36 protein-coding genes are annotated in these 25,579 nt (G+C 35.8%); 2 read left to right on the plus strand and 34 right to left on the minus strand.

Features of this window, described 5'->3' with window-relative positions; all coding sequences use genetic code 11:
- Nucleotides 1-52: 52 nt before the first annotated feature.
- The 34 genes from eno to rpsL form a co-directional block, all read right to left on the minus strand.
- Complete coding sequence (eno, locus tag ACE94K_RS21995; protein ID WP_378177725.1) at nucleotides 53-1,345, minus strand: phosphopyruvate hydratase; 1,293 nt, start codon at nucleotides 1,343-1,345, stop codon at nucleotides 53-55.
- Nucleotides 1,346-1,530: 185 nt separating this feature from the next.
- Nucleotides 1,531-2,646 carry a glutamine-hydrolyzing carbamoyl-phosphate synthase small subunit gene (carA, locus tag ACE94K_RS22000; RefSeq protein WP_378177728.1) on the minus strand — a complete coding sequence of 372 codons (1,116 nt, stop codon included), beginning with the start codon at nucleotides 2,644-2,646 and terminating at the stop codon, nucleotides 1,531-1,533.
- Nucleotides 2,647-2,776: 130 nt separating this feature from the next.
- The gene (gene rplQ / locus ACE94K_RS22005; protein ID WP_378177731.1) at nucleotides 2,777-3,244 is read right to left on the minus strand and encodes a 50S ribosomal protein L17; all 468 of its coding nucleotides are present in this window, start codon (nucleotides 3,242-3,244) and stop codon (nucleotides 2,777-2,779) included.
- 64 nt (nucleotides 3,245-3,308) lie between these two features.
- Nucleotides 3,309-4,301: a DNA-directed RNA polymerase subunit alpha gene (locus tag ACE94K_RS22010; protein WP_378177734.1), complete on the minus strand. Its 993-nt coding sequence runs from the start codon at nucleotides 4,299-4,301 to the stop codon at nucleotides 3,309-3,311.
- 23 nt (nucleotides 4,302-4,324) lie between these two features.
- Nucleotides 4,325-4,930, minus strand: a complete 606-nt coding sequence (gene rpsD / locus ACE94K_RS22015) for a 30S ribosomal protein S4 (protein ID WP_378177737.1) — start codon at nucleotides 4,928-4,930, stop codon at nucleotides 4,325-4,327.
- A 137-nt stretch (nucleotides 4,931-5,067) separates the two neighbouring features.
- A complete protein-coding gene (gene rpsK / locus ACE94K_RS22020) occupies nucleotides 5,068-5,451 on the minus strand; it encodes a 30S ribosomal protein S11 (protein ID WP_073316875.1) in 384 nt (127 codons plus the stop codon).
- Between the two features lie 111 nt (nucleotides 5,452-5,562).
- Nucleotides 5,563-5,937: a 30S ribosomal protein S13 gene (rpsM, locus tag ACE94K_RS22025; protein ID WP_201922894.1), complete on the minus strand. Its 375-nt coding sequence runs from the start codon at nucleotides 5,935-5,937 to the stop codon at nucleotides 5,563-5,565.
- Between the two features lie 2 nt (nucleotides 5,938-5,939).
- Complete coding sequence (gene ykgO / locus ACE94K_RS22030; protein ID WP_013621733.1) at nucleotides 5,940-6,056, minus strand: type B 50S ribosomal protein L36; 117 nt, start codon at nucleotides 6,054-6,056, stop codon at nucleotides 5,940-5,942.
- Nucleotides 6,057-6,173: 117 nt separating this feature from the next.
- Complete coding sequence (gene infA / locus ACE94K_RS22035; protein ID WP_010181908.1) at nucleotides 6,174-6,389, minus strand: translation initiation factor IF-1; 216 nt, start codon at nucleotides 6,387-6,389, stop codon at nucleotides 6,174-6,176.
- On the minus strand, nucleotides 6,389-7,729 hold the full coding sequence (gene secY, locus ACE94K_RS22040; RefSeq protein ID WP_378177744.1) for a preprotein translocase subunit SecY: 1,341 nt from the start codon (nucleotides 7,727-7,729) through the stop codon (nucleotides 6,389-6,391). The genes infA and secY overlap by 1 nt, the downstream gene beginning before the upstream one ends.
- 10 nt (nucleotides 7,730-7,739) lie before the next feature.
- Nucleotides 7,740-8,192, minus strand: a complete 453-nt coding sequence (gene rplO, locus ACE94K_RS22045; RefSeq protein ID WP_378177747.1) for a 50S ribosomal protein L15 — start codon at nucleotides 8,190-8,192, stop codon at nucleotides 7,740-7,742.
- A gap of 9 nt (nucleotides 8,193-8,201) precedes the next feature.
- Nucleotides 8,202-8,381, minus strand: a complete 180-nt coding sequence (rpmD, locus tag ACE94K_RS22050; RefSeq protein WP_027392536.1) for a 50S ribosomal protein L30 — start codon at nucleotides 8,379-8,381, stop codon at nucleotides 8,202-8,204.
- Nucleotides 8,382-8,393: 12 nt separating this feature from the next.
- Nucleotides 8,394-8,918 carry a 30S ribosomal protein S5 gene (rpsE, locus tag ACE94K_RS22055; RefSeq protein WP_027392537.1) on the minus strand — a complete coding sequence of 175 codons (525 nt, stop codon included), beginning with the start codon at nucleotides 8,916-8,918 and terminating at the stop codon, nucleotides 8,394-8,396.
- A gap of 6 nt (nucleotides 8,919-8,924) precedes the next feature.
- A complete protein-coding gene (gene rplR, locus ACE94K_RS22060) occupies nucleotides 8,925-9,281 on the minus strand; it encodes a 50S ribosomal protein L18 (RefSeq protein ID WP_378177752.1) in 357 nt (118 codons plus the stop codon).
- Nucleotides 9,282-9,291: 10 nt separating this feature from the next.
- The gene (rplF, locus tag ACE94K_RS22065; RefSeq protein WP_378177755.1) at nucleotides 9,292-9,834 is read right to left on the minus strand and encodes a 50S ribosomal protein L6; all 543 of its coding nucleotides are present in this window, start codon (nucleotides 9,832-9,834) and stop codon (nucleotides 9,292-9,294) included.
- A 20-nt stretch (nucleotides 9,835-9,854) separates the two neighbouring features.
- Nucleotides 9,855-10,253, minus strand: coding sequence for a 30S ribosomal protein S8 (rpsH, locus tag ACE94K_RS22070; RefSeq protein WP_378177758.1), 399 nt, complete (start codon nucleotides 10,251-10,253; stop codon nucleotides 9,855-9,857).
- 71 nt (nucleotides 10,254-10,324) lie between these two features.
- Nucleotides 10,325-10,594 carry a 30S ribosomal protein S14 gene (rpsN, locus tag ACE94K_RS22075; protein ID WP_210195893.1) on the minus strand — a complete coding sequence of 90 codons (270 nt, stop codon included), beginning with the start codon at nucleotides 10,592-10,594 and terminating at the stop codon, nucleotides 10,325-10,327.
- A 2-nt stretch (nucleotides 10,595-10,596) separates the two neighbouring features.
- Nucleotides 10,597-11,148: a 50S ribosomal protein L5 gene (gene rplE, locus ACE94K_RS22080; RefSeq protein ID WP_378177763.1), complete on the minus strand. Its 552-nt coding sequence runs from the start codon at nucleotides 11,146-11,148 to the stop codon at nucleotides 10,597-10,599.
- A gap of 2 nt (nucleotides 11,149-11,150) precedes the next feature.
- The gene (gene rplX, locus ACE94K_RS22085) at nucleotides 11,151-11,462 is read right to left on the minus strand and encodes a 50S ribosomal protein L24 (RefSeq protein WP_378177766.1); all 312 of its coding nucleotides are present in this window, start codon (nucleotides 11,460-11,462) and stop codon (nucleotides 11,151-11,153) included.
- An 11-nt stretch (nucleotides 11,463-11,473) separates the two neighbouring features.
- Entirely contained in the window at nucleotides 11,474-11,842 is a 369-nt protein-coding gene (rplN, locus tag ACE94K_RS22090) for a 50S ribosomal protein L14 (RefSeq protein WP_027392543.1), read from the minus strand.
- Nucleotides 11,843-11,844: 2 nt separating this feature from the next.
- Nucleotides 11,845-12,102 carry a 30S ribosomal protein S17 gene (gene rpsQ / locus ACE94K_RS22095; RefSeq protein ID WP_034243856.1) on the minus strand — a complete coding sequence of 86 codons (258 nt, stop codon included), beginning with the start codon at nucleotides 12,100-12,102 and terminating at the stop codon, nucleotides 11,845-11,847.
- Between the two features lie 12 nt (nucleotides 12,103-12,114).
- A complete protein-coding gene (rpmC, locus tag ACE94K_RS22100; protein ID WP_219009324.1) occupies nucleotides 12,115-12,309 on the minus strand; it encodes a 50S ribosomal protein L29 in 195 nt (64 codons plus the stop codon).
- A 12-nt stretch (nucleotides 12,310-12,321) separates the two neighbouring features.
- Nucleotides 12,322-12,741, minus strand: a complete 420-nt coding sequence (rplP, locus tag ACE94K_RS22105; protein WP_378177771.1) for a 50S ribosomal protein L16 — start codon at nucleotides 12,739-12,741, stop codon at nucleotides 12,322-12,324.
- 20 nt (nucleotides 12,742-12,761) lie between these two features.
- A complete protein-coding gene (rpsC, locus tag ACE94K_RS22110) occupies nucleotides 12,762-13,490 on the minus strand; it encodes a 30S ribosomal protein S3 (RefSeq protein WP_027392547.1) in 729 nt (242 codons plus the stop codon).
- A 9-nt stretch (nucleotides 13,491-13,499) separates the two neighbouring features.
- Complete coding sequence (rplV, locus tag ACE94K_RS22115; RefSeq protein WP_118461079.1) at nucleotides 13,500-13,907, minus strand: 50S ribosomal protein L22; 408 nt, start codon at nucleotides 13,905-13,907, stop codon at nucleotides 13,500-13,502.
- Between the two features lie 8 nt (nucleotides 13,908-13,915).
- A complete protein-coding gene (gene rpsS / locus ACE94K_RS22120) occupies nucleotides 13,916-14,194 on the minus strand; it encodes a 30S ribosomal protein S19 (protein ID WP_027392549.1) in 279 nt (92 codons plus the stop codon).
- Nucleotides 14,195-14,200: 6 nt separating this feature from the next.
- A complete protein-coding gene (gene rplB, locus ACE94K_RS22125; RefSeq protein WP_378177776.1) occupies nucleotides 14,201-15,025 on the minus strand; it encodes a 50S ribosomal protein L2 in 825 nt (274 codons plus the stop codon).
- 9 nt (nucleotides 15,026-15,034) lie between these two features.
- On the minus strand, nucleotides 15,035-15,325 hold the full coding sequence (gene rplW, locus ACE94K_RS22130; protein WP_378177779.1) for a 50S ribosomal protein L23: 291 nt from the start codon (nucleotides 15,323-15,325) through the stop codon (nucleotides 15,035-15,037).
- Nucleotides 15,326-15,330: 5 nt separating this feature from the next.
- Complete coding sequence (gene rplD, locus ACE94K_RS22135) at nucleotides 15,331-15,960, minus strand: 50S ribosomal protein L4 (protein ID WP_378177781.1); 630 nt, start codon at nucleotides 15,958-15,960, stop codon at nucleotides 15,331-15,333.
- Nucleotides 15,960-16,577, minus strand: coding sequence for a 50S ribosomal protein L3 (rplC, locus tag ACE94K_RS22140; RefSeq protein WP_378177784.1), 618 nt, complete (start codon nucleotides 16,575-16,577; stop codon nucleotides 15,960-15,962). The genes rplD and rplC overlap by 1 nt, the downstream gene beginning before the upstream one ends.
- A gap of 181 nt (nucleotides 16,578-16,758) precedes the next feature.
- Entirely contained in the window at nucleotides 16,759-17,064 is a 306-nt protein-coding gene (gene rpsJ, locus ACE94K_RS22145; protein ID WP_010181931.1) for a 30S ribosomal protein S10, read from the minus strand.
- A 10-nt stretch (nucleotides 17,065-17,074) separates the two neighbouring features.
- On the minus strand, nucleotides 17,075-19,201 hold the full coding sequence (gene fusA, locus ACE94K_RS22150; RefSeq protein WP_378177787.1) for an elongation factor G: 2,127 nt from the start codon (nucleotides 19,199-19,201) through the stop codon (nucleotides 17,075-17,077).
- A gap of 12 nt (nucleotides 19,202-19,213) precedes the next feature.
- Nucleotides 19,214-19,690: a 30S ribosomal protein S7 gene (gene rpsG, locus ACE94K_RS22155; RefSeq protein ID WP_027392555.1), complete on the minus strand. Its 477-nt coding sequence runs from the start codon at nucleotides 19,688-19,690 to the stop codon at nucleotides 19,214-19,216.
- A gap of 23 nt (nucleotides 19,691-19,713) precedes the next feature.
- Nucleotides 19,714-20,088, minus strand: coding sequence for a 30S ribosomal protein S12 (gene rpsL, locus ACE94K_RS22160; RefSeq protein ID WP_024770883.1), 375 nt, complete (start codon nucleotides 20,086-20,088; stop codon nucleotides 19,714-19,716).
- Nucleotides 20,089-20,271: 183 nt separating this feature from the next.
- Between rpsL and ACE94K_RS22165 the strand changes: the two genes are divergently transcribed.
- On the plus strand, nucleotides 20,272-21,966 hold the full coding sequence (locus tag ACE94K_RS22165) for a ShlB/FhaC/HecB family hemolysin secretion/activation protein (protein WP_378177792.1): 1,695 nt from the start codon (nucleotides 20,272-20,274) through the stop codon (nucleotides 21,964-21,966).
- Between the two features lie 396 nt (nucleotides 21,967-22,362).
- Complete coding sequence (locus ACE94K_RS22170) at nucleotides 22,363-25,575, plus strand: SusC/RagA family TonB-linked outer membrane protein (protein WP_378177796.1); 3,213 nt, start codon at nucleotides 22,363-22,365, stop codon at nucleotides 25,573-25,575.
- Nucleotides 25,576-25,579 lie beyond the last annotated feature (4 nt).

A 25,579-nucleotide genomic window follows, 5' to 3' on the forward strand; every position in this document is an offset into this window, starting at 1 on the left:
ATATATAAAAAAAGCTCACTTTATCAGTGAGCTTTTCAATATTTATTCTTTTTTACTTCTTTACCTTAAAGGCCTTTTCCTGCGGATAATAAGCGACTGTGCCTAATTCTTCTTCTATGCGTAATAGTTGATTATACTTAGCCATTCTATCACTTCGTGATGCAGATCCAGTTTTAATCTGACCTGTATTCAACGCTACCGCTAGATCCGCGATCGTATTATCTTCTGTTTCTCCGGAACGGTGAGACATTACGGAGGTATATCCAGCATTATGTGCCATATTTACCGCGGCTATTGTTTCAGTCAAGGTTCCGATTTGATTTACTTTAATTAAAATTGAATTAGCAATACCATTTTCGATTCCTCTTGATAATCTTTCAACATTAGTAACAAACAAATCATCACCAACGAGCTGTACTTTATCCCCAACCTTATCGGTTAGATATTTCCAGCCTTCCCAATCATTTTCATCCATACCATCTTCTATTGAGATAATTGGATATTTTGAAGCTAATTGAGCAAGGTAATCTGCTTGTTCCTCACTGGTCCTTACTACTCCTGTTTTTCCTTCAAATTTTGTGTAATCATATTTACCATCTACAAAAAACTCTGCAGCGGCACAATCTAAGGCAACCATTACTTCATCACCAAATTTATACCCAGCTTTTTCAACCGCCAAAGCAATCGAGTCCAACGCATCTTCAGTTCCATCTAATGTTGGCGCAAAACCACCTTCATCTCCTACAGCGGTACTTAGTCCTCTATCGTGTAGTACTTTCTTTAAATTATGAAAAATCTCTGTACCCATTTGCATTGCGTGGGTAAAATTCTTCGCTTTTACCGGCATTACCATAAATTCTTGAAACGCAATTGGCGCATCACTATGAGAACCTCCATTAATGATATTCATCATTGGCACCGGTAATGTGTTTGCACTTACACCACCTACATAACGATATAATGGCATATTAAGCTCATTAGCAGCAGCCTTGGCAGCAGCCAGAGAAACTCCTAAAATCGCATTTGCACCAAGCTTAGATTTATTTGAAGTTCCGTCCAATTCAATCATTGTCTGATCCAATAGATTTTGATCAAATACAGAATATCCTAAAAGTTCCTCTGCGATTATCGTATTTACATTTTCAACAGCTTTTTTAACCCCTTTACCCATGTAATCACTACCTCCATCTCTTAGTTCCACTGCTTCGTGTTCTCCTGTCGAGGCTCCTGAAGGAACCGCAGCTCTACCTAAAACACCATTTTCGGTGATCACATCAACTTCTACTGTTGGATTACCACGTGAATCTAAAATTTGTCTAGCGTGAATATTAATAATTACACTCATTTCTTGATTTGTTTTTGTTGGATAATTTTAATTCTTCGCAATATACAAAACCAGTAAATTTAAATACCTCAGAAAACCTCTTAATTTATTACTCAAACCCCAGTAAAAATCATAAGTTATCAACTATAACGTTATAGCTAAAATCATTATAAAAACAGTACCACTCTTGTAAAAAAAGCTGAAGTTTAGATCTCTACTTTTGCGTTTTTAATATTATTTATAAATTGATCAAATAAATACGTTGAGTCATTAGGACCAGGGCTTGCTTCTGGATGATACTGCACTGAAAAACAATTTTTATTTTTCATTTTGATTCCAGCTACCGTATGGTCATTTAGATGAACGTGTGTTATCTCTACATCTGGATTATTTTCGGTTTCTTCTCTATTAATGGCAAATCCATGATTTTGTGAAGTAATCTCTCCTTTTCCTGTCATCAAGTTTTTTACCGGGTGATTAATACCTCTGTGACCGTTGTGCATTTTATAGGTACTAATTCCATTTGCCAAGGCAATCACTTGATGACCTAAACAAATTCCGAACAATGGTAAATCTCTTTTGATTATTTCTGACGCGGTCTCAATAGCCTGTGTTAATGGCTCTGGATCTCCCGGACCATTAGAAAGAAAATATCCATCAGGACCCCACTCGCTCATTTCGTCAAAAGTAGTATCAAAAGGAAAAACCTTTATATAGGCATCTCTTTGTGCCAGATTCCGAAGTATATTCTTTTTTACTCCAATATCTAAAGCTGAAATCTTATACGTTGCATCAGGATTTCCAAAAAAGTAAGGCTCTGTAGTGGAGACTTTAGAAGCTAACTCAAGACCATTCATATCTGGAACTGCTGCTAACTGCTTTTTCAATGAATCGATATTATCAACCTCAGTTGAAATTACAGCATTCATTGCTCCATTGTCCCTGATATAGCTAACCAATGCTCGTGTATCGACATCAGAAATAGCTAATAAATTATTTTTTTCCAAAAACTCTTGTAACGATTCATCAGCCCGATCACGAGAATATTCATAGCTAAAATTCTTTACAATAAGTCCTGCTATTTTAACGGAATCCGATTCTACTTCTTCATTATTAGCTCCATAATTACCTATGTGGGCATTGGTAGCTACCATTAATTGTCCAAAATAAGAAGGATCCGTAAAAATCTCCTGATATCCCGTCATTCCGGTATTAAAACAGACTTCGCCAAACGCGGTGCCTTCTTTCCCAACAGCTTTACCATGAAAAATAGTGCCGTCTGCTAATAATACAATTGCTTTTTTTCGAGATTGATATTTCATTATAGTATACTTTTTTAATAGTAAACGTCCTATAAAAGGATCTAATAATTTTATTCTAAAAATATTCAAAAAAAAAGGATAAACGTTGAACGTTTATCCTTTTTCACTATGTGTATATCACATTTTTCATTTATTCTTCTTCAGAACTAGTTGTTTCAACCACAGGTGCAGACTCAGTTTTCTTTGTCCTACCTCTTCGAGTAGATTTCTTTTTAGCCGGCTTACCTGCGTTATACAACTCATTGTAATCCACTAGCTCAATCATCGCCATATCAGCGTTATCTCCCAGACGGTTACCTAATTTTATGATTCTTGTATATCCTCCAGGTCTATCACCAACTTTTGCAGCAACGTCTCTAAACAATTCTGCAACAGCATACTTATTACGTAACTTACTAAATACTATACGACGATTATGTGTAGTATCCTCTTTAGACTTAGTTACTAAAGGCTCTACAAATTGCTTAAGCGCTTTTGCCTTTGCAACGGTAGTATTTATTCTCTTATGCTCTATAAGAGAACAAGCCATATTGGCAAGCATCGCTTTACGATGTGCAGTTTTTCTACCTAAGTGGTTTACTTTTTTTCCGTGTCTCATGACATTAAAAATTTAAGCATCATCTTGCTCAATCTACCTCGTGCAGAGAGCAAAATATGATGTGTTAGTCTTTGTCTAATTTATATTTGGAAAGATCCATACCAAAATTAAGACCTTTAACGTTTACAAGCTCTTCAAGCTCAGTTAAAGACTTCTTACCAAAGTTACGGAACTTCATCAAGTCATTTTTGTTATACGATACTAAATCTCCTAAGGTATCTACTTCTGCAGCTTTCAAGCAATTTAATGCTCTTACAGAGAGATCCATATCAATCAACTTAGTCTTTAATAACTGTCTCATATGCAATGATTCCTCATCGTATGTTTCAGTTTGAGCAATCTCATCAGCTTCTAAAGTGATACGCTCATCTGAAAATAACATAAAATGGTGAATCAAAATTTTTGCTGCTTCAGTCAACGCATCTTTTGGATGTATAGAACCATCAGTTACAATTTCAAAAACTAGTTTTTCGTAATCTGTTTTTTGTTCAACACGATAATTCTCAATGCTATACTTAACATTCTTTATAGGCGTATAGATTGAATCCGTAAAGATTGTTCCAATTGGAGCATTCGCTTTTTTATTTTCTTCTGCTGGAACGTAACCTCTTCCCTTTTCGATAGTAATCTCTAAGTTAAGAGCTACTTTCTTATCCATATTGCAAATAACCAAATCAGGATTAAGGACTTGGAAACCTGAAATAAACTTTTGAAAATCGCCAGCAGTTAATTGTTCTTGTCCAGAAATAGAGATTGTAACAGATTCATTATCTACATCTTCAATTTGACGTTTAAAACGAACTTGCTTCAGATTAAGAATGATTTCAGTCACATCTTCTACAACTCCTGAGATCGTAGAAAACTCGTGATCTACTCCTTCGATTCTTAGTGAAGTTATAGCGAATCCCTCTAAAGAAGATAGCAAAACTCTTCGTAAAGCGTTACCAACTGTCAATCCGTACCCTGGTTCTAATGGTCTAAATTCAAATTTACCATCAAACTCACTGGAGTCGATCATGATAACTTTATCGGGCTTCTGAAAATTTAATATTGCCATATTATTGTTTCTTCTAAGAGTTATTACTTCGAATATAATTCGACGATGAATTGTTCGTTAATATTTTCCGGTATCTGAATTCTTGCCGGGACAGATACAAAAGTACCTTGTTTTGTATCATTATTGAAAGTAATCCACTCGTATACTTTACTGTTATTAGCAAGAGAGTTTTGGATAACTTCTAATGATTTTGACTTTTCTCTTACTCCTACAACATCGCCAGGTTTTAATTGGTAAGATGGAATATTTACCAATTCTCCGTTTACGGTAATATGTCTATGAGAAACTAATTGTCTAGCTCCTCTTCGAGAATTTGCCAATCCCATTCTGAAAGCTACATTATCTAAACGAGACTCACATAATTGAAGTAAAACCTCACCAGTAATTCCCTGAGATCTTGTTGCTTTTTCAAACATGTTTCTGAACTGACGTTCTAATATCCCGTAAGTATATTTAGCTTTTTGCTTCTCCATTAACTGGATTGCATATTCACTTTTCTTTCCTCTTCGTCGGTTATTACCGTGTTGACCAGGAGGATAATTTCTCTTTTCGAAGGATTTATCATCTCCGAAGATCGCTTCTCCAAATTTACGAGCGATTTTAGTTTTTGGACCAGTATATCTTGCCATTACTTATTGATTTAATTTTAGAGGAGGTTATGAATTAAGGTCTCTTTCCTTCGATAATCCTGTATTCCTCTTTTGACTTACTTTAATTACTTTTTATAAGGTATAAAAGATCCCGAATTTCTTTCGGGATACACTTATTATACTCTACGTCTTTTTGGAGGACGACATCCGTTATGCGGCATTGGAGTTACATCAATTATTTCTGAAACTTCAATTCCTGAATTGTGAATAGATCTTATTGCAGATTCTCTTCCGTTTCCAGGACCTTTCACATATACTTTAACTTTCTTTAGTCCAGCCTCGATTGCCACTTTAGCAGCATCTTCTGCAGCTAACTGTGCAGCATATGGAGTATTCTTTTTAGAACCTCTAAATCCCATTTTACCAGCTGAAGACCAAGAAATAACGTCTCCCTTTTTATTAGTTAACGAAATAATAATGTTGTTGAAAGAAGCTGTTACGTGTGCCTCTCCTACTGATTCAACAATTACTTTACGTTTTTTTGAAGTTGACTTTGCCATATTTTATAGTTTTAGTTGTTAGCTTTTAGTTGTTAGAATCCTAAACATTGCTATTTCAAACAGATTCATCTAACGTCTATTTACTAATGACTAATGTCTAATTGTTAATTATTATTTAGTTGCTTTTTTCTTGTTAGCAACTGTTTTTCTTCTTCCTTTTCGTGTTCTAGAATTGTTCTTAGTACGCTGTCCTCTTAGCGGCAATCCAGCTCTGTGGCGAATACCTCTATAACATCCTATATCCATAAGACGCTTGATGTTCAACTGTACTTCAGAACGTAATTCTCCTTCTATGGTATAGGCTCCTACAGCTTCACGGATACGACCTATTTGATCATCATCCCAATCAGAAACTTTTATACTCTCGTCTACTTTGGCATTGGCTAAAATTTCTTTAGCTCTACTTCTACCAATTCCGAAGATATAGGTTAATGCTATAACTCCTCGCTTTTGTTTAGGTATATCTACCCCTGCAATTCTTGCCATAATTACCCTTGTCTTTGTTTAAATCTAGGATTCTTTTTATTAATTACGTAAAGTCGGCCTTTTCTACGTACAATCTTGCACTCGGCACTTCTCTTTTTAATTGATGCTCTAACTTTCATCTCTTTGTGTTTAAATCCTGAAAATATGCATTAAGCATTTCAGAAGTTCTCGTTAACAAGATTTTCAGCCTGCAAAAGTACATAAAAAATCTTAATTAACTAATATTCTTAAAATTATTAGTATCTGTATGTTATTCGAGCCTTTGATAAATCATAAGGGCTCATTTCTAACTTTACTTTATCGCCTGGTAACAACTTGATATAATGCATTCGCATTTTACCAGAGATATGTGCAGTCACCACATGACCATTTTCTAGTTCTACACGAAACATTGCATTTGACAATGCTTCTATTATGCTTCCGTCTTGTTCTATTGCTGGTTGTTTTGCCATTATGCTACTGCTTTACGGTTTTTACCAGTTTTCATTAATCCGTCATAATGTCTATTTAACAAATACGAATTTACTTGTTGCATCGTATCTATAGCTACCCCTACCATAATTAGCAAAGAAGTTCCTCCGAAAAACAATGCCCATCCTTGTTGAACACCAAGCAGCTTTACAGCTACCGCAGGAAAAACAGCTATCAATGCTAAGAAAATAGAACCAGGTAAGGTTATTTGTGACATTATTTTATCCAAATACTCAGCTGTTTCGCTACCAGGTCTAATACCCGGTATGAACCCACCGCTTCTTTTTAAATCATCAGCCATTTTATTGGTTGGTACCGTGATCGCAGTGTAGAAATATGTAAATATGATAATCAACAATGCAAATAATAAATTATACCACAATCCAAAAATATCACTGAAAGCCGCTGCTATTCCCTGTGAAGTTTCGGACTCTGAAAGTCCAGCTACTGCAGCCGGAATAAACATAATTGCTTGGGCGAAGATAATTGGCATTACACCAGACGCATTTAACTTTAAAGGTATATACTGGCGTGATCCGAAAACATTCTTTTCATAACCTCCGCTGGCTGTTCTTCTGGCATATTGCACGGGAATCTGACGCACTGCCATTACTAACAATACTGATGCCAAAATGATTACAAACCAAATTACCAACTCTATCAATACCATAATAATATCTCCACCTTCTCCTGAAGTTCTTGAGATAAAATTCTGTACAAAAGATTGAGGCAATGTAGCTATAATACCTACCATAATTAATAATGAGATACCATTACCTATACCTTTATCGGTAATCTTTTCACCTAACCACATAGCAAAAATACATCCAGTAGTTAGAATAATTACAGATGACACAACGAAAACAGTTTGACTTATCTCTGTACTAAAAGCAGCAGGAGGAAGTGTAGCAAATAGATTATAAATATAACCAGGTCCTTGAACTAAAGTAATTGCAATAGTTAACCAACGAGTTATCTGATTAATTTTCTTTCTACCACTCTCTCCTTCTTTTTGAAGTTTTTGAAGGTAAGGAATAGCTATACCCATCAGCTGCACTACAATAGAAGCAGAAATGTATGGCATAATTCCTAAAGCAAATACCGAAGCATTAGCGAATGCTCCACCGGTAAATGCATTCAGCAATCCTAATAAACCATCCTGAGTTTGTGTACCCAAGTTAGCTAATTCTGCTGCATCCACTCCAGGCAAAACAACCTGTGCTCCAAATCGATATACTAAAAGTAGTCCTAGCGTAACTAAGATCCTATTTTTGAGTTCTTCGATTTTCCAAATGTTTTTTATTGTATCAATAAATTTCATGAAATGTCTTTTATAACGTTACTGCTTCACCACCAGCTGCTTCAATAGCTGCTTTTGCAGTGGCTGTAAATTTATGAGCTGAGACTTTTAACTTAGCCTTTAACTCACCTCTTCCCAGTATCTTAACTAAATCATTCTTTCCTGCAAGACGTGTTTCTAATATCACATCAAGATCAACAGTATCAGTTATTTTACCAGCATCCACTAATTTCTGTAGTGTATCCAAATTGATCCCTTGATATTCTTTTCTATTGATATTTGTGAAACCAAACTTAGGCACACGTCTTTGAAGTGGCATCTGCCCACCTTCAAAACCAATCTTTTTAGAATAACCAGAACGTGATTTTGCTCCTTTGTGACCACGGGCAGAAGTTCCACCTTTACCTGAACCTTGTCCGCGTCCTAATCGCTTACTGTTATTTTTTACTGAACCTGCAGCAGGTTTTAAGTTACTTAAATCCATGTGCTTATATTATTTTGTTTCTACCGAAACTAAATGTTTAACTTTATTTACCATCCCAAGGATATTAGGAGTGTCATCGTGCTCAACAACCTGACCGATCTTTTTAAGACCTAAAGCCTCCAGAGTTCTTTTTTGTCTCTGCGTACGGTTAATCGCGCTTTTTACTTTAGTTATTTTAATCTTTGCCATCGTTCCTAATATTTATCCTTTAAACACTTTCTCAAGTGAAACACCACGTTGTTTTGCTACTTGCTCTGCACTGCGCATTTGCAATAAAGCATCAAACGTCGCTTTCACCACATTATGTGGGTTAGACGATCCTTGGTTTTTAGAAAGTACATCGTGAACACCAACAGATTCTAATACCGCACGGATTGCTCCACCTGCTATAACTCCGGTACCTGTTGCAGCTGGCATTAACAATACTCTTGCTCCACCATATTTACCTTTTTGTTCATGAGGCAATGTTCCTTTAGTTAAGGGTATACGAACTAAATTTTTCTTAGCATCTTCTACTGCTTTTGCAATAGCTTCTGCAACTTCTTTAGACTTACCTAAACCGTGACCTACAACGCCATTTTCATCTCCTACAACAACAATTGCGGAGAACCCAAATGCTCTACCTCCTTTTGTTACTTTAGTAACACGTTGTACCCCAACTAAACGATCTTTAAGTTCAAGTCCACTTGGTTTTACTAATTCTGCGTTTTTATATTTTTGATACATAATTTCTTAGAATTTAAGTCCTGCTTCTCTAGCTCCTTCTGCTAATGATTTTACTCTTCCGTGATATAAATATCCACCTCTATCAAATGACACGGTATCTATACCTGCTTTTTTAGCTTTTTCAGCAAGAGCTTTACCTACCAAGCTCGCTTTTTCTGCTTTATTACCTGATGCAGCAGCAATATCTTTATCTCTTGAAGAAGCTGCACCAATAGTTTTACCGGTTACATCATCTATGATCTGTGCATAGATTTCTTTATTACTTCTAAAAACAGATAATCTAGGACGTTGTTCTGTTCCGCTTACTTTACCGCGGATACGCTTTCTGATTTTTAATCTTCTTAAATCTTTTGAGAATGCCATAACTTCGTTATTATGCAGATTTACCTGCTTTTCTTCTTAATTGTTCTCCTACGAATTTAACTCCTTTACCTTTGTAAGGCTCTGGTTTACGGAAGCCTCTTATCTTGGCCGCAACCTGTCCCACTAATTGTTTATCGTGAGAAGTTAATTTAACGATCGGGTTTTTACCTTTTTCAGATACAGTCTCGATTTTGATCTCTGGAGCAACATCTAAAACGATATTGTGAGAGAATCCTAGAGCTAGATCTAATTTTTGCCCTTGGTTAGAAGCTCTGTAACCTACCCCAACCAATTCCAATTCCTTGGTAAAACCTTCAGAAACACCTTGAACCATATTACTAATCAAAGCTCTGTACAATCCATGCTTTGCTTTGTGATCCTTTGCTTCACTCGGTCTTTCTAGAACAACCTGACCTTCTTCAACTTTCACATTGATACTATCAATTTCTTGAGAAAGTTCTCCTAATTTTCCTTTAACAGTAACAACATTACCTGTCACTTCTACAGTGACACCAGACGGAATAGTTACTGGATTTTTTCCTATTCTTGACATTTCTTTTGTCTTTTATACTGTTAATATACGTAACAAAGTACTTCTCCACCTACGTTCTCTTGTTTTGCCTGTTTACCAGTCATTACACCGTGAGAAGTAGAAACAATTGCAATACCCAATCCGTTAAGAATTCTTGGTATTTCATTTGATCCTGCATATTTACGTAAACCAGGCTTACTGATTCGTTGTAATTCTTTTATTACAGGTTCTTTTGTCAACTTATCGTATTTAAGAGCAATCTTAATACTACCTTGTGTTGTATTTTCTTCAAATTTATAACTTAAAATATATCCTTGATCGAATAATATTTTAGTGATCTCTTTTTTAACTTTAGATGCAGGAATCTCTACTACTCTGTGTTGAGCACGATTTGCATTACGAATTCTAGTTAAAAAATCTGCTATAGGATCTGTATTCATTATTTATCATTTATGGTATTGGTTTTCGAAAAGTATCGAACCTAACACCAATTACTAATATGCTTTATTATTTACCAACTAGCTTTGGTTACACCTGGAATTAATCCTTGATTAGCCATTTCTCTAAATGTAACACGAGAAATACCAAACTGACGCATATAGCCTTTTGGTCTTCCTGTTAACTTACATCTGTTATGCTGGCGAACTGGAGATGCATTTTTCGGAAGCTTTTGTAGTGCTTCATAGTCTCCAGCTTCTTTCAAAGCTTTACGTTTTTCAGCATATTTAGCTACTGTCTTTGCTCTCTTCACCTCACGGGCTTTCATTGATTCTTTAGCCATAATTAATTCTTTTTAAAAGGTAACCCTAGTTCTGTTAACAATGATTTAGCTTCTTTATCTGTGTTTGCCGAAGTTTCGAAAGTGATATTCATTCCTGAAATCTTATTTACTTTATCGATATCTATTTCAGGAAATATGATCTGTTCAGTAATTCCTAAAGAGTAATTACCTCTTCCATCAAAACCAGTAGCATTAATTCCATTAAAGTCTCTTACACGAGGTAAAGCGGAAGTAATTAGACGATCTAAAAACTCGTACATTCTTTCTCCTCTTAACGTAACCTTTGCTCCAATTGGCATTCCTTTACGTAATTTGAAAGTTGCAACATCCTTTTTCGATATGGTAGCTACAGCTTTTTGACCTGTGATCATTGTTAATTCATCAACAGCATAGTCAATTAACTTTTTGTCAGCCACTGCTGCACCAACACCTCTACTTAAAACTATTTTTTTAAGCTTAGGCACTTCCATTACGTTACTATAACTGAATTCTTCTGTAAGAGCTGACACTATTCTGTCTTTATACTCTTGTTTTAGTCTTGGGATATAAGCCATAACTATATTACTTCATTAGATTTTTTAGAAAATCTCACTTTCTTATCTCCTTCTACTCTGTATCCTACTCTTGTTGCATCCCCATTAGATGTCAACAATGATAAGTTAGAAATATGAATCGGCGCTTCCTGCTTTACAATACCACCTTGTGGATTAGCAGCACTAGGTTTCTGGTGTTTAGACACAAGGTTAACACCTTCTACAATCGCCTTGTTCTTATCTTTCAATACCTTCTGTACTTTACCCTGCTGACCTTTATTGTCACCAGCGATCACTTTTACAGTATCTCCTGATTTAATTTTTAGCTTTGTCATTTTGCTATATATTAAAGCACTTCTGGCGCTAGTGATACAATCTTCATGAACTGCTTATCACGAAGTTCTCTTGCTACAGGTCCAAAAACACGTGTTCCTCTCATTTCTCCAGCAGGGTTCAAAAGAACGCATGCATTATCATCAAAACGAATATAAGAACCGTCTGGTCTGCGCACTTCTTTTTTGGTACGAACTACAACTGCAGTAGAAACCGCTCCCTTTTTGATATTTCCATTAGGAGTTGCTTCTTTAACACTGACAACGATCTTGTCCCCTACAGAGGCGTATCTTCTCTTTGTACCACCTAAAACACGGATAACTAAAACTTCTTTACCACCTGTGTTATCTGCTACTTTTAATCTAGACTCTTGTTGTACCATAATTACTTCGCTCTTTCAATTACTTCTACTAATCTCCAGCATTTGGTTTTACTCATAGGTCTTGTTTCCATGATCTTTACAGTATCACCAATATTGCAGTCATTTTTCTCATCGTGCGCAACGTACTTCTTTGTTTTTAACACGAACTTTCCGTACATAGGGTGTTTTACTTTCTTAACCTCAGAAACCACAATAGACTTCTGCATTTTATTACTGGTAACTACACCTATACGTTCTTTTCTTAAGTTTCTTTTTTCCATCTTTCAGCAGAATTAACCGTTTAATTCTCTTTTAGTTAGCTCAGTTTCCATTCTTGCAATAGACCTTCTTACTTTACGCAATTGTAAAGGATTTTCTAATGGAGACATGGTGTGAGCCATTTTTAAATCTGAATATTCTTTTCGATATTTACCAAGTTCCTCTTGCAATTCAGCTGTAGATGATTCTTTTACTTGTGATTGTTTCATAATCTTCAATTATTAAGCTTGATAATCTCTAGCTACGATAAACTTAGTTCTTACTGGTAACTTTTGTGCAGCTAAGCGTAACGCTTCTTTTGCTACATCGTAAGGTACACCACTGATCTCAAATAAGATTCTTCCTGGTTTTACCACTGCTGCCCAATATTCTACTGCTCCTTTTCCTTTACCCATACGTACTTCAAGAGGTTTCTTTGTAATAGGCTTGTCCGGGAAAATTTTAATCCACAGAGAACCTTCTCTTTTCATATAACGGGTAGCAGAAATACGTGCTGCTTCTATTTGTCTGGCAGTAACAAAATTTGAATCTAATGATTTAATTCCGAAAGTTCCGTTAGAAAGCGTGTGTCCTCTTTGCGAAAGACCTTTCATACGACCTTTTTGTTGCTTACGGAATTTTGTTCTTTTAGGCTGTAACATTGTTAATTTACTTTAAAAAATTACTTTCTACGACGTGATTTGTTATTACCACCTCGTCCGGCTCCTCTATCGCCTCCTTTTCCTTGTTTCTTAGAAAGACCAACTAAAGGAGAAAGCTCTCTCTTACCATATACTTCGCCTTTCATAATCCATACTTTAACACCCAATCTACCATAAGTAGTGTGTGCCTCAACCAAAGCATAATCTATGTCAGCTCTAAATGTTGATAAAGGAATTCGACCATCTTTATATGATTCTGACCGTGCCATTTCTGCACCATTCAAACGTCCTGAAATCTGAATTTTGATACCTTCAGCATTCATTCTCATTGCAGCCGCAATAGCCATCTTGATTGCACGACGATAAGAGATACGACTCTCAATTTGTCTTGCAACACTAGACCCTACTAAAAATGCATCAAGTTCTGGTCTTTTGATTTCAAATATATTGATCTGAACTTCTTTATCTGTAATCTTTTTAAGCTCTTCTTTTAACTTGTCTACCTCTTGACCACCTTTTCCGATAATGATACCAGGTCTGGCGGTAGTGATAGTAACGGTTACAAGTTTAAGCGTACGCTCAATAATTACTCTGGATACACTAGCTTTTGATAAACGTGCGTGTACATACTTTCTAATCTTATCGTCTTCGGCAAGTTTATCACCGTAGTCATTACCTCCATACCAGTTGGACTCCCATCCTCTTATGATACCAAGGCGATTTCCGATTGGATTTGTCTTCTGTCCCATACTATTTATTTAGCTTTGTGTATTATTTTTTGCTGCAACCACGATTGTAACGTGATTAGAGCGTTTTCTTATTCTGTGTGCGCGACCCTGTGGAGCCGGACGTAGTCTCTTTAACATACTTCCTCCATCTACACGAATCTCTTTTACAAAAAGATCTGCATCTTCGATGCTAGCGTCTTCATTTTTCGCTTGCCAGTTAGCTATTGCCGAAAGCAATAACTTTTCTAAACGACGCGATGCTTCTTTAGGATTAAATCTAAGAATATGAAGCGCTCTTTCCACTTTTTCACCACGAACTAAATCCGCTACTAGGCGCATTTTTCGGGGTGAAGTAGGGCAGTTATTAAGCTTAGCAAAAGCAATCTGCTTTTTCTCTTCCTTAATTCTTTCTGCCATTTCTCTTTTACGAACTCCCATAGCTTAAATTATTTTTTACCTTTATTTTTAGCACCAGCGTGCCCTCTGAAAGAACGTGTTGGCGAAAACTCTCCTAATTTATGACCTACCATGTTCTCTGTAATATACACAGGAACAAACTGTCGACCATTATGCACTGCGATTGTTTGACCAACAAAATCTGGAGATATCATTGATGCCCTTGACCAAGTTTTTATCACCGTTTTTTTATTAGCTTCTACATTAGCAGCTACCTTCTTCTCTAATTTATAGTGAATGTAAGGTCCTTTTTTTAATGAACGTGCCATATCTTATTATTTCTTTCTACGTTCTACAATATACTTATTACTCGCTTTTGTTTTAGAACGGGTTCTATATCCTTTTGCAGGAAGACCTTTTCTAGAACGTGGATGACCTCCTGAAGAACGTCCTTCTCCACCACCCATTGGATGATCAACAGGGTTCATTGCTACTGGTCTTGTACGTGGACGACGACCAAGCCATCTTCCCCTACCTGCCTTACCACCAACAACTAATTGATGATCACTGTTAGAAACAGCACCAACTGTAGCCATACAATTAACCAACACCATTCTTACCTCACCAGAAGGTAATTTTACGGTTGCAAACTTACCATCCCTTGCCATAAGCTGAGCAAATGAACCGGCACTACGTGCCATAACGGCACCTTGACCAGGACGTAATTCTATACAAGAAATAATTGTACCTAAAGGGATATCACTAAGCGGCATCGCGTTTCCGATTTCAGGAGCAACATTACTTCCTGAAACAACATTCTGACCAACTTGTAGACCATTTTGAGCAATCACATAACGCTTTTCTCCATCTTGGTAGTTTAAAAGCGCTATAAAAGCAGTTCTGTTCGGATCGTATTCTATTGTAGCAACGGTAGCAGGAATTCCTTGCTTATCTCGTTTAAAATCAACAATACGATACCTTTTTTTATGACCACCACCTTTGTAGCGCATGGTCATTTTTCCTTGATTGTTTCTACCTCCAGATCTTTTTTTCGGAGCTAATAAACTCTTCTCCGGCTTATCAGTAGTAATGGCATCAAACCCATTAACTACTCTAAAACGCTGACCTGGGGTAATTGGTTTCAATTTTCTTACTGACATTTCTTAGTCTTAAAGATTACTATATAAATCAATTACTTCACCTTCCGCCACCTGTACAATTGCTTTCTTAACAGCATTTGTTTTACCAGTGACCACACCCGTTTTCGTGTAACGAGTTTTACGATCTGGACGGACATTAATCGTTCGAACTTTAGTAACAGACACTCCATAAGCAGCTTCAACTGCTTTTTTGATCTCTACCTTATTCGCTTTTTTATCTACTACAAAGCCGTAGCGGTTAAACACCTCACTATCAGCAGTAGCCTTTTCCGTAATAATAGGTTTTATTAAGATACTCATGGCTTCTATTTACTTAAATTCGTTTCAATTCCTTTCAAAGAACCTTCTAAAAGCACAACTTGTTTTGCATTAAGTATTTTATAAGTGCTTAATTCTGAAGAAGTTACAACTTCAGAGCTTTTTAAATTGCGTGACGACAAATATACGTTTTTATTTGACTCTCCCAACACAAATAGAGATTTTTTATCCTCAAGCCCTAGCGACTTCAAAACAGAGGTAAAATTCTTTGTTTTTATCGTATCAAAAGTAAAATCCTCTACAACCGTAATAGCCTTATCACTTGCTTTTATACTTAGAGCAGATTTACGTGCTAATCTTTTTAAATTTTTATTTAATTTAAAAGAATAATTACGTGGTCTAGGACCAAAAATTCTACCTCCACCCTTGAAGATAGGAGATTTGATACTACCTGCTCTTGCTGTACCAGTTCCTTTTTGTTTCTTAATTTTTCTTGTACTACCTACAATCTCTGCACGTTCCTTAGCCTTATGAGTACCTTGACGCTGATTTGCCAAGTATTGCTTCACATCTAAGTAAACAGCATGATCATTTGGCTCTATACCGAAAACAGCATCAGAAAGGTCAACCTTTCTTCCTGTTTCTTTTCCGTTAATATCAATTACTGCTACCTTCATTACTTCTGAATCGTTACATAAGCGTTTTTATGTCCAGGAACACATCCCTTAACAACAAGTAAGTTCTTTTCAGCAACTACTTTTAACACTCTTAAGTTTTGAACTTTTACTTTATCTCCACCCATTCTTCCTGCCATCCGCATTCCTTTGAACACTCTTGCAGGATAAGATGCAGCTCCAATCGAACCAGGAGCTCTCAAACGGTTATGTTGACCGTGAGTTGCTTGTCCAACTCCGCCAAAACCGTGTCTTTTAACAACTCCTTGGAATCCTTTTCCTTTAGAAGTTCCAGATACATCAACAAATTCACCTTCTGCAAAGTGCTCCACTGTTATTGTATCACCTAACTTGTACTCCTCATCAAAACCTTGGAATTCGACAACTTCACGTTTAGCATTCGTTCCTGCTTTCTTAAAGTGACCTAAAGCCGCTTTAGTAGCATTTTTGTCTGCTTTGTCATCGAAACCTAGCTGAATAGCCTTATATCCATCAACCTCTTCAGTTCTGACTTGGGTAACCACGCATGGTCCAGCTTCGATCACCGTACATGGAATATTTTTTCCATTTTCGTCGAAGATGCTGGTCATACCGATCTTTTTTCCTATTAACCCAGACATATTTATTAATTATTAATTAGTATTCTTTTTCTTGTTTTGCAAAAAAACAGGGTCAAAATACTTCAACCCTGAATGTATTTTTTGCCGTTTTTCCCTTGCACGCAGCTCGGGACATTTTACTTTAACTACGCTTGACAAAATAACCTAACAAAGGTATTAAGCAAGCACTAAGTTGATTTCATTACACTTTGATCTCAACCTCTACTCCACTTGGTAATTCCAGCTTCATTAACGCGTCAATTGTTTTTGAAGACGAGCTATAAATATCTAAAAGCCTTTTGTAAGAACTTAATTGAAATTGCTCTCTAGATTTCTTATTAACGTGCGGAGAACGCAATACTGTAAAAATTTTCTTATGTGTTGGTAATGGAATAGGACCTGTAACCACTGCTCCAGTACTCTTAACGGTCTTAACAATCTTCTCTGCAGACTTGTCTACCAAGTTATGATCGTAAGATTTTAGTTTTATTCTAATTTTTTGACTCATTTCTGTAAAATTAAGCGTTAACTCCTTTTGCTGCTGCAATTACTTCCTCTGAAATATTAGAAGGAGTTTCAGCATAGTGAGAAAATTCCATAGTAGATGTTGCTCTACCAGAAGACAATGTTCTTAATGTTGTTACATACCCAAACATCTCAGAAAGTGGTACAGTAGCCTTTACTGTTTTTGCTCCAGCTCTATCACCCATATCACTCACTTGTCCTCTACGTCTATTTAAATCACCTACGATATCACCCATATTTTCCTCTGGAGTAATAACTTCTAATTTCATTATAGGCTCCATTATCACCGCTTTCGCCGCTTTGGCAGAATTTTTAAAACCAATTTTAGCAGCTAATTCGAAAGATAACTGATCCGAATCAACGTCGTGATAAGAACCATCTGTAAGTGTAACTTTCATAGCGTCCACTTCGTATCCAGCTAAAGGACCATTTTGCATTGCCATTTTGAAACCTTTCTCTACAGATGGAATAAATTCTTTCGGCACATTACCTCCTTTAATTTCGGAAACAAACTCAAGACCTACTTTTCCTTCCTCTGCCGGCTCTAATGTAAATACAATATCCGCAAATTTACCACGACCACCAGATTGTTTCTTATAAACTTCTCTGTGTTCTGCTCGCTGAGTAATAGCCTCTTTGTACTCTACCTGTGGCTGACCTTGATTTACTTCAACCTTAAATTCACGCTTTAAACGATCTACAATAATATCCAAGTGAAGCTCACCCATACCGGATATAATAGTCTGCCCTGAAGCTTCATCTGTTCTAACCGTAAACGTTGGATCCTCTTCTGCTAACTTAGATAAAGCCATACCTAACTTATCAACATCCGCCTTAGTCTTTGGCTCCACAGCGATACCGATTACCGGATCAGGAAAGTCCATAGATTCTAAAACAATCGGATGCTTTTCATCAGACATGGTATCACCCGTCTTGATATCTTTAAAACCTACCGCAGCTCCAATATCACCCGCTTCGATAAAATCAATAGCATTTTGTTTATTAGAATGCATTTGATAGATACGTGAAATACGCTCTTTTTTTCCAGAACGGTTATTTAATATATATGAACCTGCATCCAAACGTCCTGAATATGCACGGAAAAACGCTAAACGCCCTACGAAAGGATCTGTAGCAATCTTAAATGCTAAAGCAGCAAACGGCTCCTTTACATCAGGCTTACGTATTTCCTCTTTTTCCGTATTAGGATTAACACCAATAATTCCTTCTTTATCTGTTGGAGAAGGTAAATAACGACATACAGCATCTAAAAGAAATTGTACTCCTTTATTTTTAAATGCTGATCCACATATCATAGGAATGATAGACATATCCATTACAGCAGCTCTAAGTGCAGCGTGCACTTCATCTTCAGTAATAGAATCCTCATCCTCCATATACTTCTCTAATAGATTTTCGTCGTAAGCAGCAACTTCTTCAATAAGTTTACCTCTTAACTCAGCAGCTTCTTCTTTTAACTCTTCAGGAATATCAATCACATCAAAAGTAGATCCTTGTGTTTCATCATGCCATACTATAGCGCGATTCTTTACTAGGTCTACAATCCCTTTAAAATCTGCCTCATCTCCAATATTCATTACGATTGGCACAGCATTAGATCCCAACATATCCTTAACCTGTTGGCATACAGCCATAAAATTAGATCCTTGACGGTCCATTTTATTTACAAATCCAATACGTGGCACTTTGTAGTTATCAGCAAGTCTCCAGTTAGTTTCTGATTGTGGCTCAACACCATCAACAGCACTAAATAAGAAAACCAACCCATCGAGTACACGTAAAGAACGGTTTACTTCTACCGTAAAATCAACGTGACCCGGAGTATCAATAATATTAAAATGATATCCTTTAGTATCTTCTATTGCCTGACCATTTTCTGTTGGAAATTTCCACTCACAAGTTGTCGCAGCAGAAGTAATTGTAATACCTCTTTCCTGCTCTTGCTCCATCCAGTCCATTGTAGCAGCACCATCGTGCACCTCACCAATTTTGTGACTAACTCCCGTATAGTATAAAATACGCTCAGTTGTCGTAGTTTTTCCTGCGTCAATGTGCGCAGCAATACCAATATTTCTTGTATATTTTAAATCTCTAGCCATTTCTGTTCGTGATTAAAATCTAAAGTGTGAGAATGCCTTATTTGCTTCAGCCATCTTATGAGTATCGACTCTTTTCTTAACCGCAGCCCCTTCTTCTTTTTCTGCAGCAATAATCTCTGCAGCAAGTTTTTGAGCCATAGACTTTTCATTTCTCTTACGAGAAAACTGAATCAACCACTTCATTGCAGTAGATATCTTTCTATCTGGTCTAATTGGATTTGGAATTTGGAAAGTAGCCCCTCCAACACGTCGGCTTCGTACCTCTACATGTGGCATAACGTTAGACAACGCATCTTTCCACATTTCCAAAGCTGTTTTTTCTTCGTTTTGTTTTTTTTCTTCTACGATATCAATCGCATCATAAAAAATCTTAAAAGCTACCGATTTCTTTCCGTCCCACATCATCATGTTTACAAAACGAGTCACTAATTGATCGTTAAAACGTGGATCCGGCAAAATAGGTCTTTTTTTAGCCTTTCTTTTTCTCATGTCTTCTTCTTAAAGTTTTTTAATTACTTCTTAGGGCGTTTTGCACCATACTTAGATCTACGTTGCGTTCTTCCTTCTACACCAGCGGTGTCTAAAGCTCCACGAACGATGTGATACCTAACTCCTGGTAAATCTTTTACCCTTCCACCTCTAACTAATACTATCGAGTGCTCTTGTAGATTGTGACCTTCACCTCCGATGTATGCGTTTACTTCTTTACCATTTGTTAACCTAACACGAGCTACTTTACGCATAGCTGAATTTGGTTTTTTTGGTGTAGTAGTATAAACACGCGTACAAACACCGCGGCGTTGCGGGCACGAATCCAAAGCAGCCGATTTACTCTTCTTAGTTATTTTGGCTCTACCTTTTCTTACTAATTGTGAAATTGTTGGCATAATTTGCTTTACACTAATATTAAAATAATTTTAAATACCTCTTTTATGAGGGCTGCAAAGGTAGAAATATTTTTGAGCAATTCAAATCCTAACGCATTAATTTTCAAATAGATTTAAAATCATATTATCAAACCGTAACAAATCGCTCTAATTTCCGTTATTTTAGCACTATTAAAAAGCCAGTTGAAAAAGTCATTTTTTTATATTCTTTATCTTAATATTTGTTTACATTCATTATGTAATGCACAGAACAGCGCTCTAAAGCTACTTATCAAAGGAAAAGACATTGTTGAAACATCAAAAATAAACAGTATTGGATACAAAAAAGAGTTCCAAAACTTCAACGGCTTAAACACCGAAATCAAAGATTTTCAAGAAAAGCTTTTAAAATCGGGATATCTTGACATCACAACAGCTAAACTAAAAAAAGCTTCAGACTCCCTGTTCATCTGCTCTTTAAGATTAAATAAAAAATACGAGACTCTATACATTTATTATAATAGCAAATCAATTCCAAAGAAGATTTTGGCTCAGATTTCTTCTGAAGTAGACGACCAATATTTTTCAGTTCCCTTTGAAAAAACAGAAGAAACACTGCAACTTTTAACAAATTACCTGGTCAATCAAGGTAACACATTTAGCAACTTATCGCTCACTCAAATCAAGAAAAACAAAAACAATGTGTCTGCGAGACTAAAAAGTTCAAAAAGCAACACCAGAACGATTGACAACATAGCAATTAAAGGATATACTAAATTTCCATACTCTTATTTAAAATATAATATCAGAATAAAAAAAGGAGATGTGTTTAATAAAAATAATATTATTGAAAAATCAGCAAATATTGACAATCTTGGATTTGTCAGAAACATCAAAGCACCTGAAGTTTTATTTAAAAAAGATTCGACCGCGGTATATCTTTACTTAGAAAAAAAATCAGCTAACACCTTTGATGGTTTTCTTGGTTTTTCTTCCGACATTGAATCAGGAAACCTAGAGCTGAATGGATATGTAAATTTAAACCTAACTAATAATCTTAATTTTGGAGAACAACTGACTCTTATTTATAAAAGCGACGGAAATGACCAACAAAGATTTCGGGCAAATATAACCTTACCCTATATATTTAAAACTCCTACAGGTATTGAAGGAGGTTTGGATATATTTAAAAAAGATTCAACTTTTTTAATCACTGAACAAAAAATAAACCTGAACTATTTGATAAATGACAAAAACAATTTATTCATAGGATACAAAACAATCTCTTCAGACAACCTTCTTGACACACCCCAAACAAACCTAAATATTACCGACTATAATTCCTCCTTTTTTACCGCCGGTTTTAATCATACAAAACGACAAAACAATAATTTATCCCCTATCAAAAACACATATACAATAGTCACCGAATTTGGCTCAAGAAAAGCCAATATGGAAAATACTAATCAAACTAAAGCCAGCATTGATATTAGCTACAGGTTAGAATTAAATCCAAGAAACGCTATTCTTTTAAAAAATACTGGATCCATTCTATTATCTGACAACCTATTCACTAATGAATTATTTCGATTTGGAGGTATTAACTCTATTCGTGGCTTTGAAGAAAACAGTATAAACGCATCATTATTTAACGTTTTAAACACAGAATACCAATACCTCTTATCTCCTAACTTATATATACACTCTATTATAGACTATTCATATTTTGAAGATAAAAGCTTAAACCTCTCGGACAACCTAACAAGTTTTGGATTCGGACTAGGTTTAGATACAAAAACAGGACTTTTTAGAATCATCTTCGCAAACGGAAAAAATAGCGAATCTAACTTCAAGTTTTCCAACACAAAGGTTCACATCAGCCTTAATGCAGCCTTTTGAACACCGTAATAAATAATTTCATAAAAATAAAATTAAACAAAAAAAATACTGAAAGCATATTAGGTCTACGATCAAGTATAATCATTAAACACACACCTGAAAACAAACTACAAAAACAGTTTAACCTAAAAAAACACCTTATAACCTACTCATAACAAATATCTTATAACTAACAACACTTTTACGCTAGTGACAATTTCAACATACAATACAACCACTAAATGAAGATTCTAAAGCAAAACAAAAAAGCTCAAACTTAGTACTATAACGTTATAGTTGGATTTCACACTATATTAACGTGACCTGAACAATAATTTAATTTTTAACTAAATAAAAGTTGTTTAATTAAGATATTATTATGATTTTTGGCATTGGCTAATTCAAATAAATTATAAAATGAGAACAAAGTTTAGAGGAATTCTAACGCTATTGCTGGCGTTTGTAGTGCAACTAACGTTTGCACAAGAAAAAACGATCTCAGGTAATGTGACCGACAATAGTGGGTTACCGCTGCCAGGGGTAAATATCGTTGTAAAAGGTACTAGTAAGGGTACTCAATCTGATTTTGATGGTAATTATACCATTCAAGTGAATAGAGGGGCTGTACTTGCTTTTAGTTATCTAGGTTTTACAACAAAAGAGGTTGTAGTTGGAGATGGCGACACTATCAATGTTCAACTTTCAGAAGATGCAGCGACTCTTGAGGAAGTTGTTGTAACTGCACAGGGTATTCGAAGAGAAAGAAAATCTTTAGGATACGCTATTTCCACTGTTGCATCTGATGAGGTGGAGGAACAGCCAAGTGCCGATCTTGGTAGAATACTACAAGGTGAGGCAGCTGGTTTAAATATTACTGCAACAAATGGTACAGCTGGTTCTGGAACAAACATCGTTATTCGTGGTCTTTCAACAGTATCAGGAAGTAATCAGCCATTATTTATTGTTGATGGGGTTCCTTTTGCCAATAATACAAATAACCAAACATCTGTTTTTGATTCGTTAACAGAATCAAGTAGATTTTTGGACCTTGATCCAAATAACATAGAAAGTGTAAACGTTCTTAAAGGACTTAGTGCTTCTGTATTGTACGGACAAGAAGGTAGAAATGGTGTAATCCTTATTACTACCAAAACAGGTTCTGCGAAAGCATCTAACAAGAAATTTGAAGTTACTTTTTCACAGTCTTTATTTGCTGAAGAAGCAATTTTACCTGATTACCAGGACGAATACGGAGGTGGTTTCCACCAAAATTTTGGATTCTTCTTTAGTAACTGGGGTCCAAGCTTTAACAGAGACATCAGCGGAAATTCTTTATATAGAAGTGGTGCTCCTGGAAATCAGTTTGTTGCAAACCCGTTATCTCAGCTTGCAGACCAATCACTTGTTGTAGGTTTTGAAGATATCGCAGCATCAGAATATGCATATAGACCATACGACAGTGTTGATCAATTCTTTAAAACTGGATTTATCTCTAACACTTCTATAGGTATGACAGGTGGTAATGAAAATGCGTCCTTTAGTGCAAACTACAGTTATTTTGACCAAGATAGTTTTACTCCAGGAAACCAATTAACGAGAAATAATATTGGTTTTGGTGGTAAAGCTAAATTAAGTAATAAAATAACGTTTCAAGGTACTGCAAACTATACCAACTCACGTTTGAAAACTCCACCGATTTCTGCATCTTTAGGTAGTGGAACTATTGGTGGTGGTAGTTCTGTGTTTGGTGATATCTTGTATACACCAAGAAGTGTTGATTTATTCGGACTTCCATTTCAAGCACAAGATGGTAGAAGTGTTTATTACAGATCTGGAAACGATATCCAAAATCCATTATGGACGATAGCAAACGCAAAAGTAACTCAAGAAACAGATAATATTTTTGGATCTGCAAGTCTTACTTATGGTTTCAACGATAATTACTCTTTAACTTATAGAGCTGGTTTGAATACTTTTACTGAATTTAACACAAACGGACAAAACCGAGGTGGTGTTGACGGAGATGTTACTGGTTTTTACAGAACAATTCAAGTAAGAAATACTATTTATGACCACAGTTTAATCCTTAATGGTTTCGAACAACTAAATGAGAACTTAGGATTAACTTTTATAGCTGGTTTGAACACCAGAAGAAATGCATATATTCAAGAAGGAACTCTAAGTACACAGCAGTTAGCTTTCGGAGTATTAAGACATTATAACTTCGTTAATCAGTCAACTGTTGATTTGAACGGAACAAATATTGATTTTGAAACAGAAGATAATACTATCGGTGTTTACGCTGATGTAAGTTTAGACTATAAAAACTATTTATTTTTTAATGGTGTTATAAGAAATGACTGGTTCTCTACATTGGAACAAGAAAATAATTCAATTTTCTATCCTGGAGCTAGTATATCTTTAATTGCAACTGACGCTATACCAGGATTACAATCTGATGCTTTTAATTACTTAAAAGCAAGAGTAGCTTATGGAGAATCTGCTGGAGCTCCAACTGCATTTAGTACTAGAAATGGATTAAACCTAAACTCTAGAGCTACTGTTGATGCTCAAGGAAATGTTATATCTAGTAACTCAGTTTCTAACAGATTAGGAAACGCAGATCTTAAGCCTGAGAGATTTCAGGAATTTGAGGTTGGTATCGAAACTCGTTTTATAAACAACAGAGTTGGACTTAACGTAAGTTTATTTAAGAGAAATACTGAAGATTTGATCACCGATCAAGCATTAGATCCTGCTTCTGGATTTACTGTTAAGAGAGTGAATGCTGGTAAATCTGAAAATGAAGGTATCGAGGTTGATTTTGATATTACTCCTTGGAAAACAGAAAACTTCAAGTGGGTAATCAACGGTAATTTCTATGCTGATGAAAACGTAGTAACTGAATTACCAACGGATCAAATTGCTCTTACAACTACAGTAGCCGGAAGACCTGCAAACTATGCAATTGCTGGAGAAGCTTTTGGTATTATTCAAGGAACTGCTATTCAAAGAGATGCAGATGGAAATCCAATTGTTGGTAGTGATGGACTTTACTTAGCAACAACTGATATCGAAATCATTGGAGATCCAAATCCAGATTGGACGGGAACTTTAAAGAACTCTTTCTCTTACAAAGGTTTTAAATTCTCATTTGATTTCCAATATAGACATGGTGGTGATATATTCTCACAAACTGCTTCAACACTTGTTGGTCGTGGTGTGGTAGACTCTGATAACCCACTTGATCGTAGAGGAGCATATATTTTACCTGGTGTATTGCAGGACGGAACTCCTAACAACATTCCAATTACTGCAACCAATGTATTTTTCGGCAACTTTGGATTCGGACCAAACGAATCACAAATGTATGACGGTACAACTTTAAGATTGAACGAAGTTAGTCTTAGTTATGATTTCAAGAAGGAATTCTTAAACAAAACTCCTTTTGGATCATTATCAGTTACTTTACTTGGATCTAACTTATGGTACAAGGCATTTAACTTCCCTGATGATGTTAATTTTGACACTAACACTCTTAGTACAGGAGTTGGAAACGGACAAGGTATTGACTTTATAACTGGTCCTAGTTCTAGAAGATATGGTCTTAGTTTTAGAGCTACGTTCTAATTTT

This window comes from Aquimarina besae (assembly GCF_042434905.1).
Classification (GTDB): Bacteria; Bacteroidota; Bacteroidia; order Flavobacteriales; family Flavobacteriaceae; genus Aquimarina.

Coding starts and splice junctions, on each gene's coding strand:
- eno (WP_378177725.1), bottom strand. CDS start 1,345: ATGAGTGTAATTATTAATATTCACGCTAGACAAATTTTAGATTCACGT.
- carA (WP_378177728.1), bottom strand. CDS start 2,646: ATGAAATATCAATCTCGAAAAAAAGCAATTGTATTATTAGCAGACGGC.
- rplQ (WP_378177731.1), bottom strand. CDS start 3,244: ATGAGACACGGAAAAAAAGTAAACCACTTAGGTAGAAAAACTGCACAT.
- ACE94K_RS22010 (WP_378177734.1), bottom strand. CDS start 4,301: ATGGCAATATTAAATTTTCAGAAGCCCGATAAAGTTATCATGATCGAC.
- rpsD (WP_378177737.1), bottom strand. CDS start 4,930: ATGGCAAGATATACTGGTCCAAAAACTAAAATCGCTCGTAAATTTGGA.
- rpsK (WP_073316875.1), bottom strand. CDS start 5,451: ATGGCAAAGTCAACTTCAAAAAAACGTAAAGTAATTGTTGAATCAGTA.
- rpsM (WP_201922894.1), bottom strand. CDS start 5,937: ATGGCAAGAATTGCAGGGGTAGATATACCTAAACAAAAGCGAGGAGTT.
- ykgO (WP_013621733.1), bottom strand. CDS start 6,056: ATGAAAGTTAGAGCATCAATTAAAAAGAGAAGTGCCGAGTGCAAGATT.
- infA (WP_010181908.1), bottom strand. CDS start 6,389: ATGGCAAAACAACCAGCAATAGAACAAGACGGAAGCATAATAGAAGCA.
- secY (WP_378177744.1), bottom strand. CDS start 7,729: ATGAAATTTATTGATACAATAAAAAACATTTGGAAAATCGAAGAACTC.
- rplO (WP_378177747.1), bottom strand. CDS start 8,192: ATGGATTTAAGTAACTTAAAACCTGCTGCAGGTTCAGTAAAAAATAAC.
- rpmD (WP_027392536.1), bottom strand. CDS start 8,381: ATGGCAAAGATTAAAATAACTAAAGTAAAAAGCGCGATTAACCGTACG.
- rpsE (WP_027392537.1), bottom strand. CDS start 8,918: ATGTATCAAAAATATAAAAACGCAGAATTAGTAAAACCAAGTGGACTT.
- rplR (WP_378177752.1), bottom strand. CDS start 9,281: ATGGCATTCTCAAAAGATTTAAGAAGATTAAAAATCAGAAAGCGTATC.
- rplF (WP_378177755.1), bottom strand. CDS start 9,834: ATGTCAAGAATAGGAAAAAATCCAGTAACTATTCCGTCTGGTGTCACT.
- rpsH (WP_378177758.1), bottom strand. CDS start 10,253: ATGAATACAGATCCTATAGCAGATTTTTTAACTAGAATTCGTAATGCA.
- rpsN (WP_210195893.1), bottom strand. CDS start 10,594: ATGGCTAAAGAATCAATGAAAGCCCGTGAGGTGAAGAGAGCAAAGACA.
- rplE (WP_378177763.1), bottom strand. CDS start 11,148: ATGGCTTATATCCCAAGACTAAAACAAGAGTATAAAGACAGAATAGTG.
- rplX (WP_378177766.1), bottom strand. CDS start 11,462: ATGACAAAGCTAAAAATTAAATCAGGAGATACTGTAAAAGTGATCGCT.
- rplN (WP_027392543.1), bottom strand. CDS start 11,842: ATGGTACAACAAGAGTCTAGATTAAAAGTAGCAGATAACACAGGTGGT.
- rpsQ (WP_034243856.1), bottom strand. CDS start 12,102: ATGGAAAAAAGAAACTTAAGAAAAGAACGTATAGGTGTAGTTACCAGT.
- rpmC (WP_219009324.1), bottom strand. CDS start 12,309: ATGAAACAATCACAAGTAAAAGAATCATCTACAGCTGAATTGCAAGAG.
- rplP (WP_378177771.1), bottom strand. CDS start 12,741: ATGTTACAGCCTAAAAGAACAAAATTCCGTAAGCAACAAAAAGGTCGT.
- rpsC (WP_027392547.1), bottom strand. CDS start 13,490: ATGGGACAGAAGACAAATCCAATCGGAAATCGCCTTGGTATCATAAGA.
- rplV (WP_118461079.1), bottom strand. CDS start 13,907: ATGGGAGTTCGTAAAAGAGAAATGGCAGAAAGAATTAAGGAAGAGAAA.
- rpsS (WP_027392549.1), bottom strand. CDS start 14,194: ATGGCACGTTCATTAAAAAAAGGACCTTACATTCACTATAAATTAGAG.
- rplB (WP_378177776.1), bottom strand. CDS start 15,025: ATGTCAGTAAGAAAATTGAAACCAATTACCCCAGGTCAGCGTTTTAGA.
- rplW (WP_378177779.1), bottom strand. CDS start 15,325: ATGAGTATCTTAATAAAACCTATTATTACGGAAAAGGCTACTGCTGAT.
- rplD (WP_378177781.1), bottom strand. CDS start 15,960: ATGAAGGTAGCAGTAATTGATATTAACGGAAAAGAAACAGGAAGAAAG.
- rplC (WP_378177784.1), bottom strand. CDS start 16,577: ATGTCTGGGTTAATAGGAAAAAAGATCGGTATGACCAGCATCTTCGAC.
- rpsJ (WP_010181931.1), bottom strand. CDS start 17,064: ATGAGTCAAAAAATTAGAATAAAACTAAAATCTTACGATCATAACTTG.
- fusA (WP_378177787.1), bottom strand. CDS start 19,201: ATGGCTAGAGATTTAAAATATACAAGAAATATTGGTATTGCTGCGCAC.
- rpsG (WP_027392555.1), bottom strand. CDS start 19,690: ATGAGAAAAAGAAAGGCTAAAAAAAGACCTATTTTGCCGGATCCACGT.
- rpsL (WP_024770883.1), bottom strand. CDS start 20,088: ATGCCAACAATTTCACAATTAGTAAGAAAAGGTAGAGCCAAAATAACT.
- ACE94K_RS22170 (WP_378177796.1), top strand. CDS start 22,363: ATGAGAACAAAGTTTAGAGGAATTCTAACGCTATTGCTGGCGTTTGTA.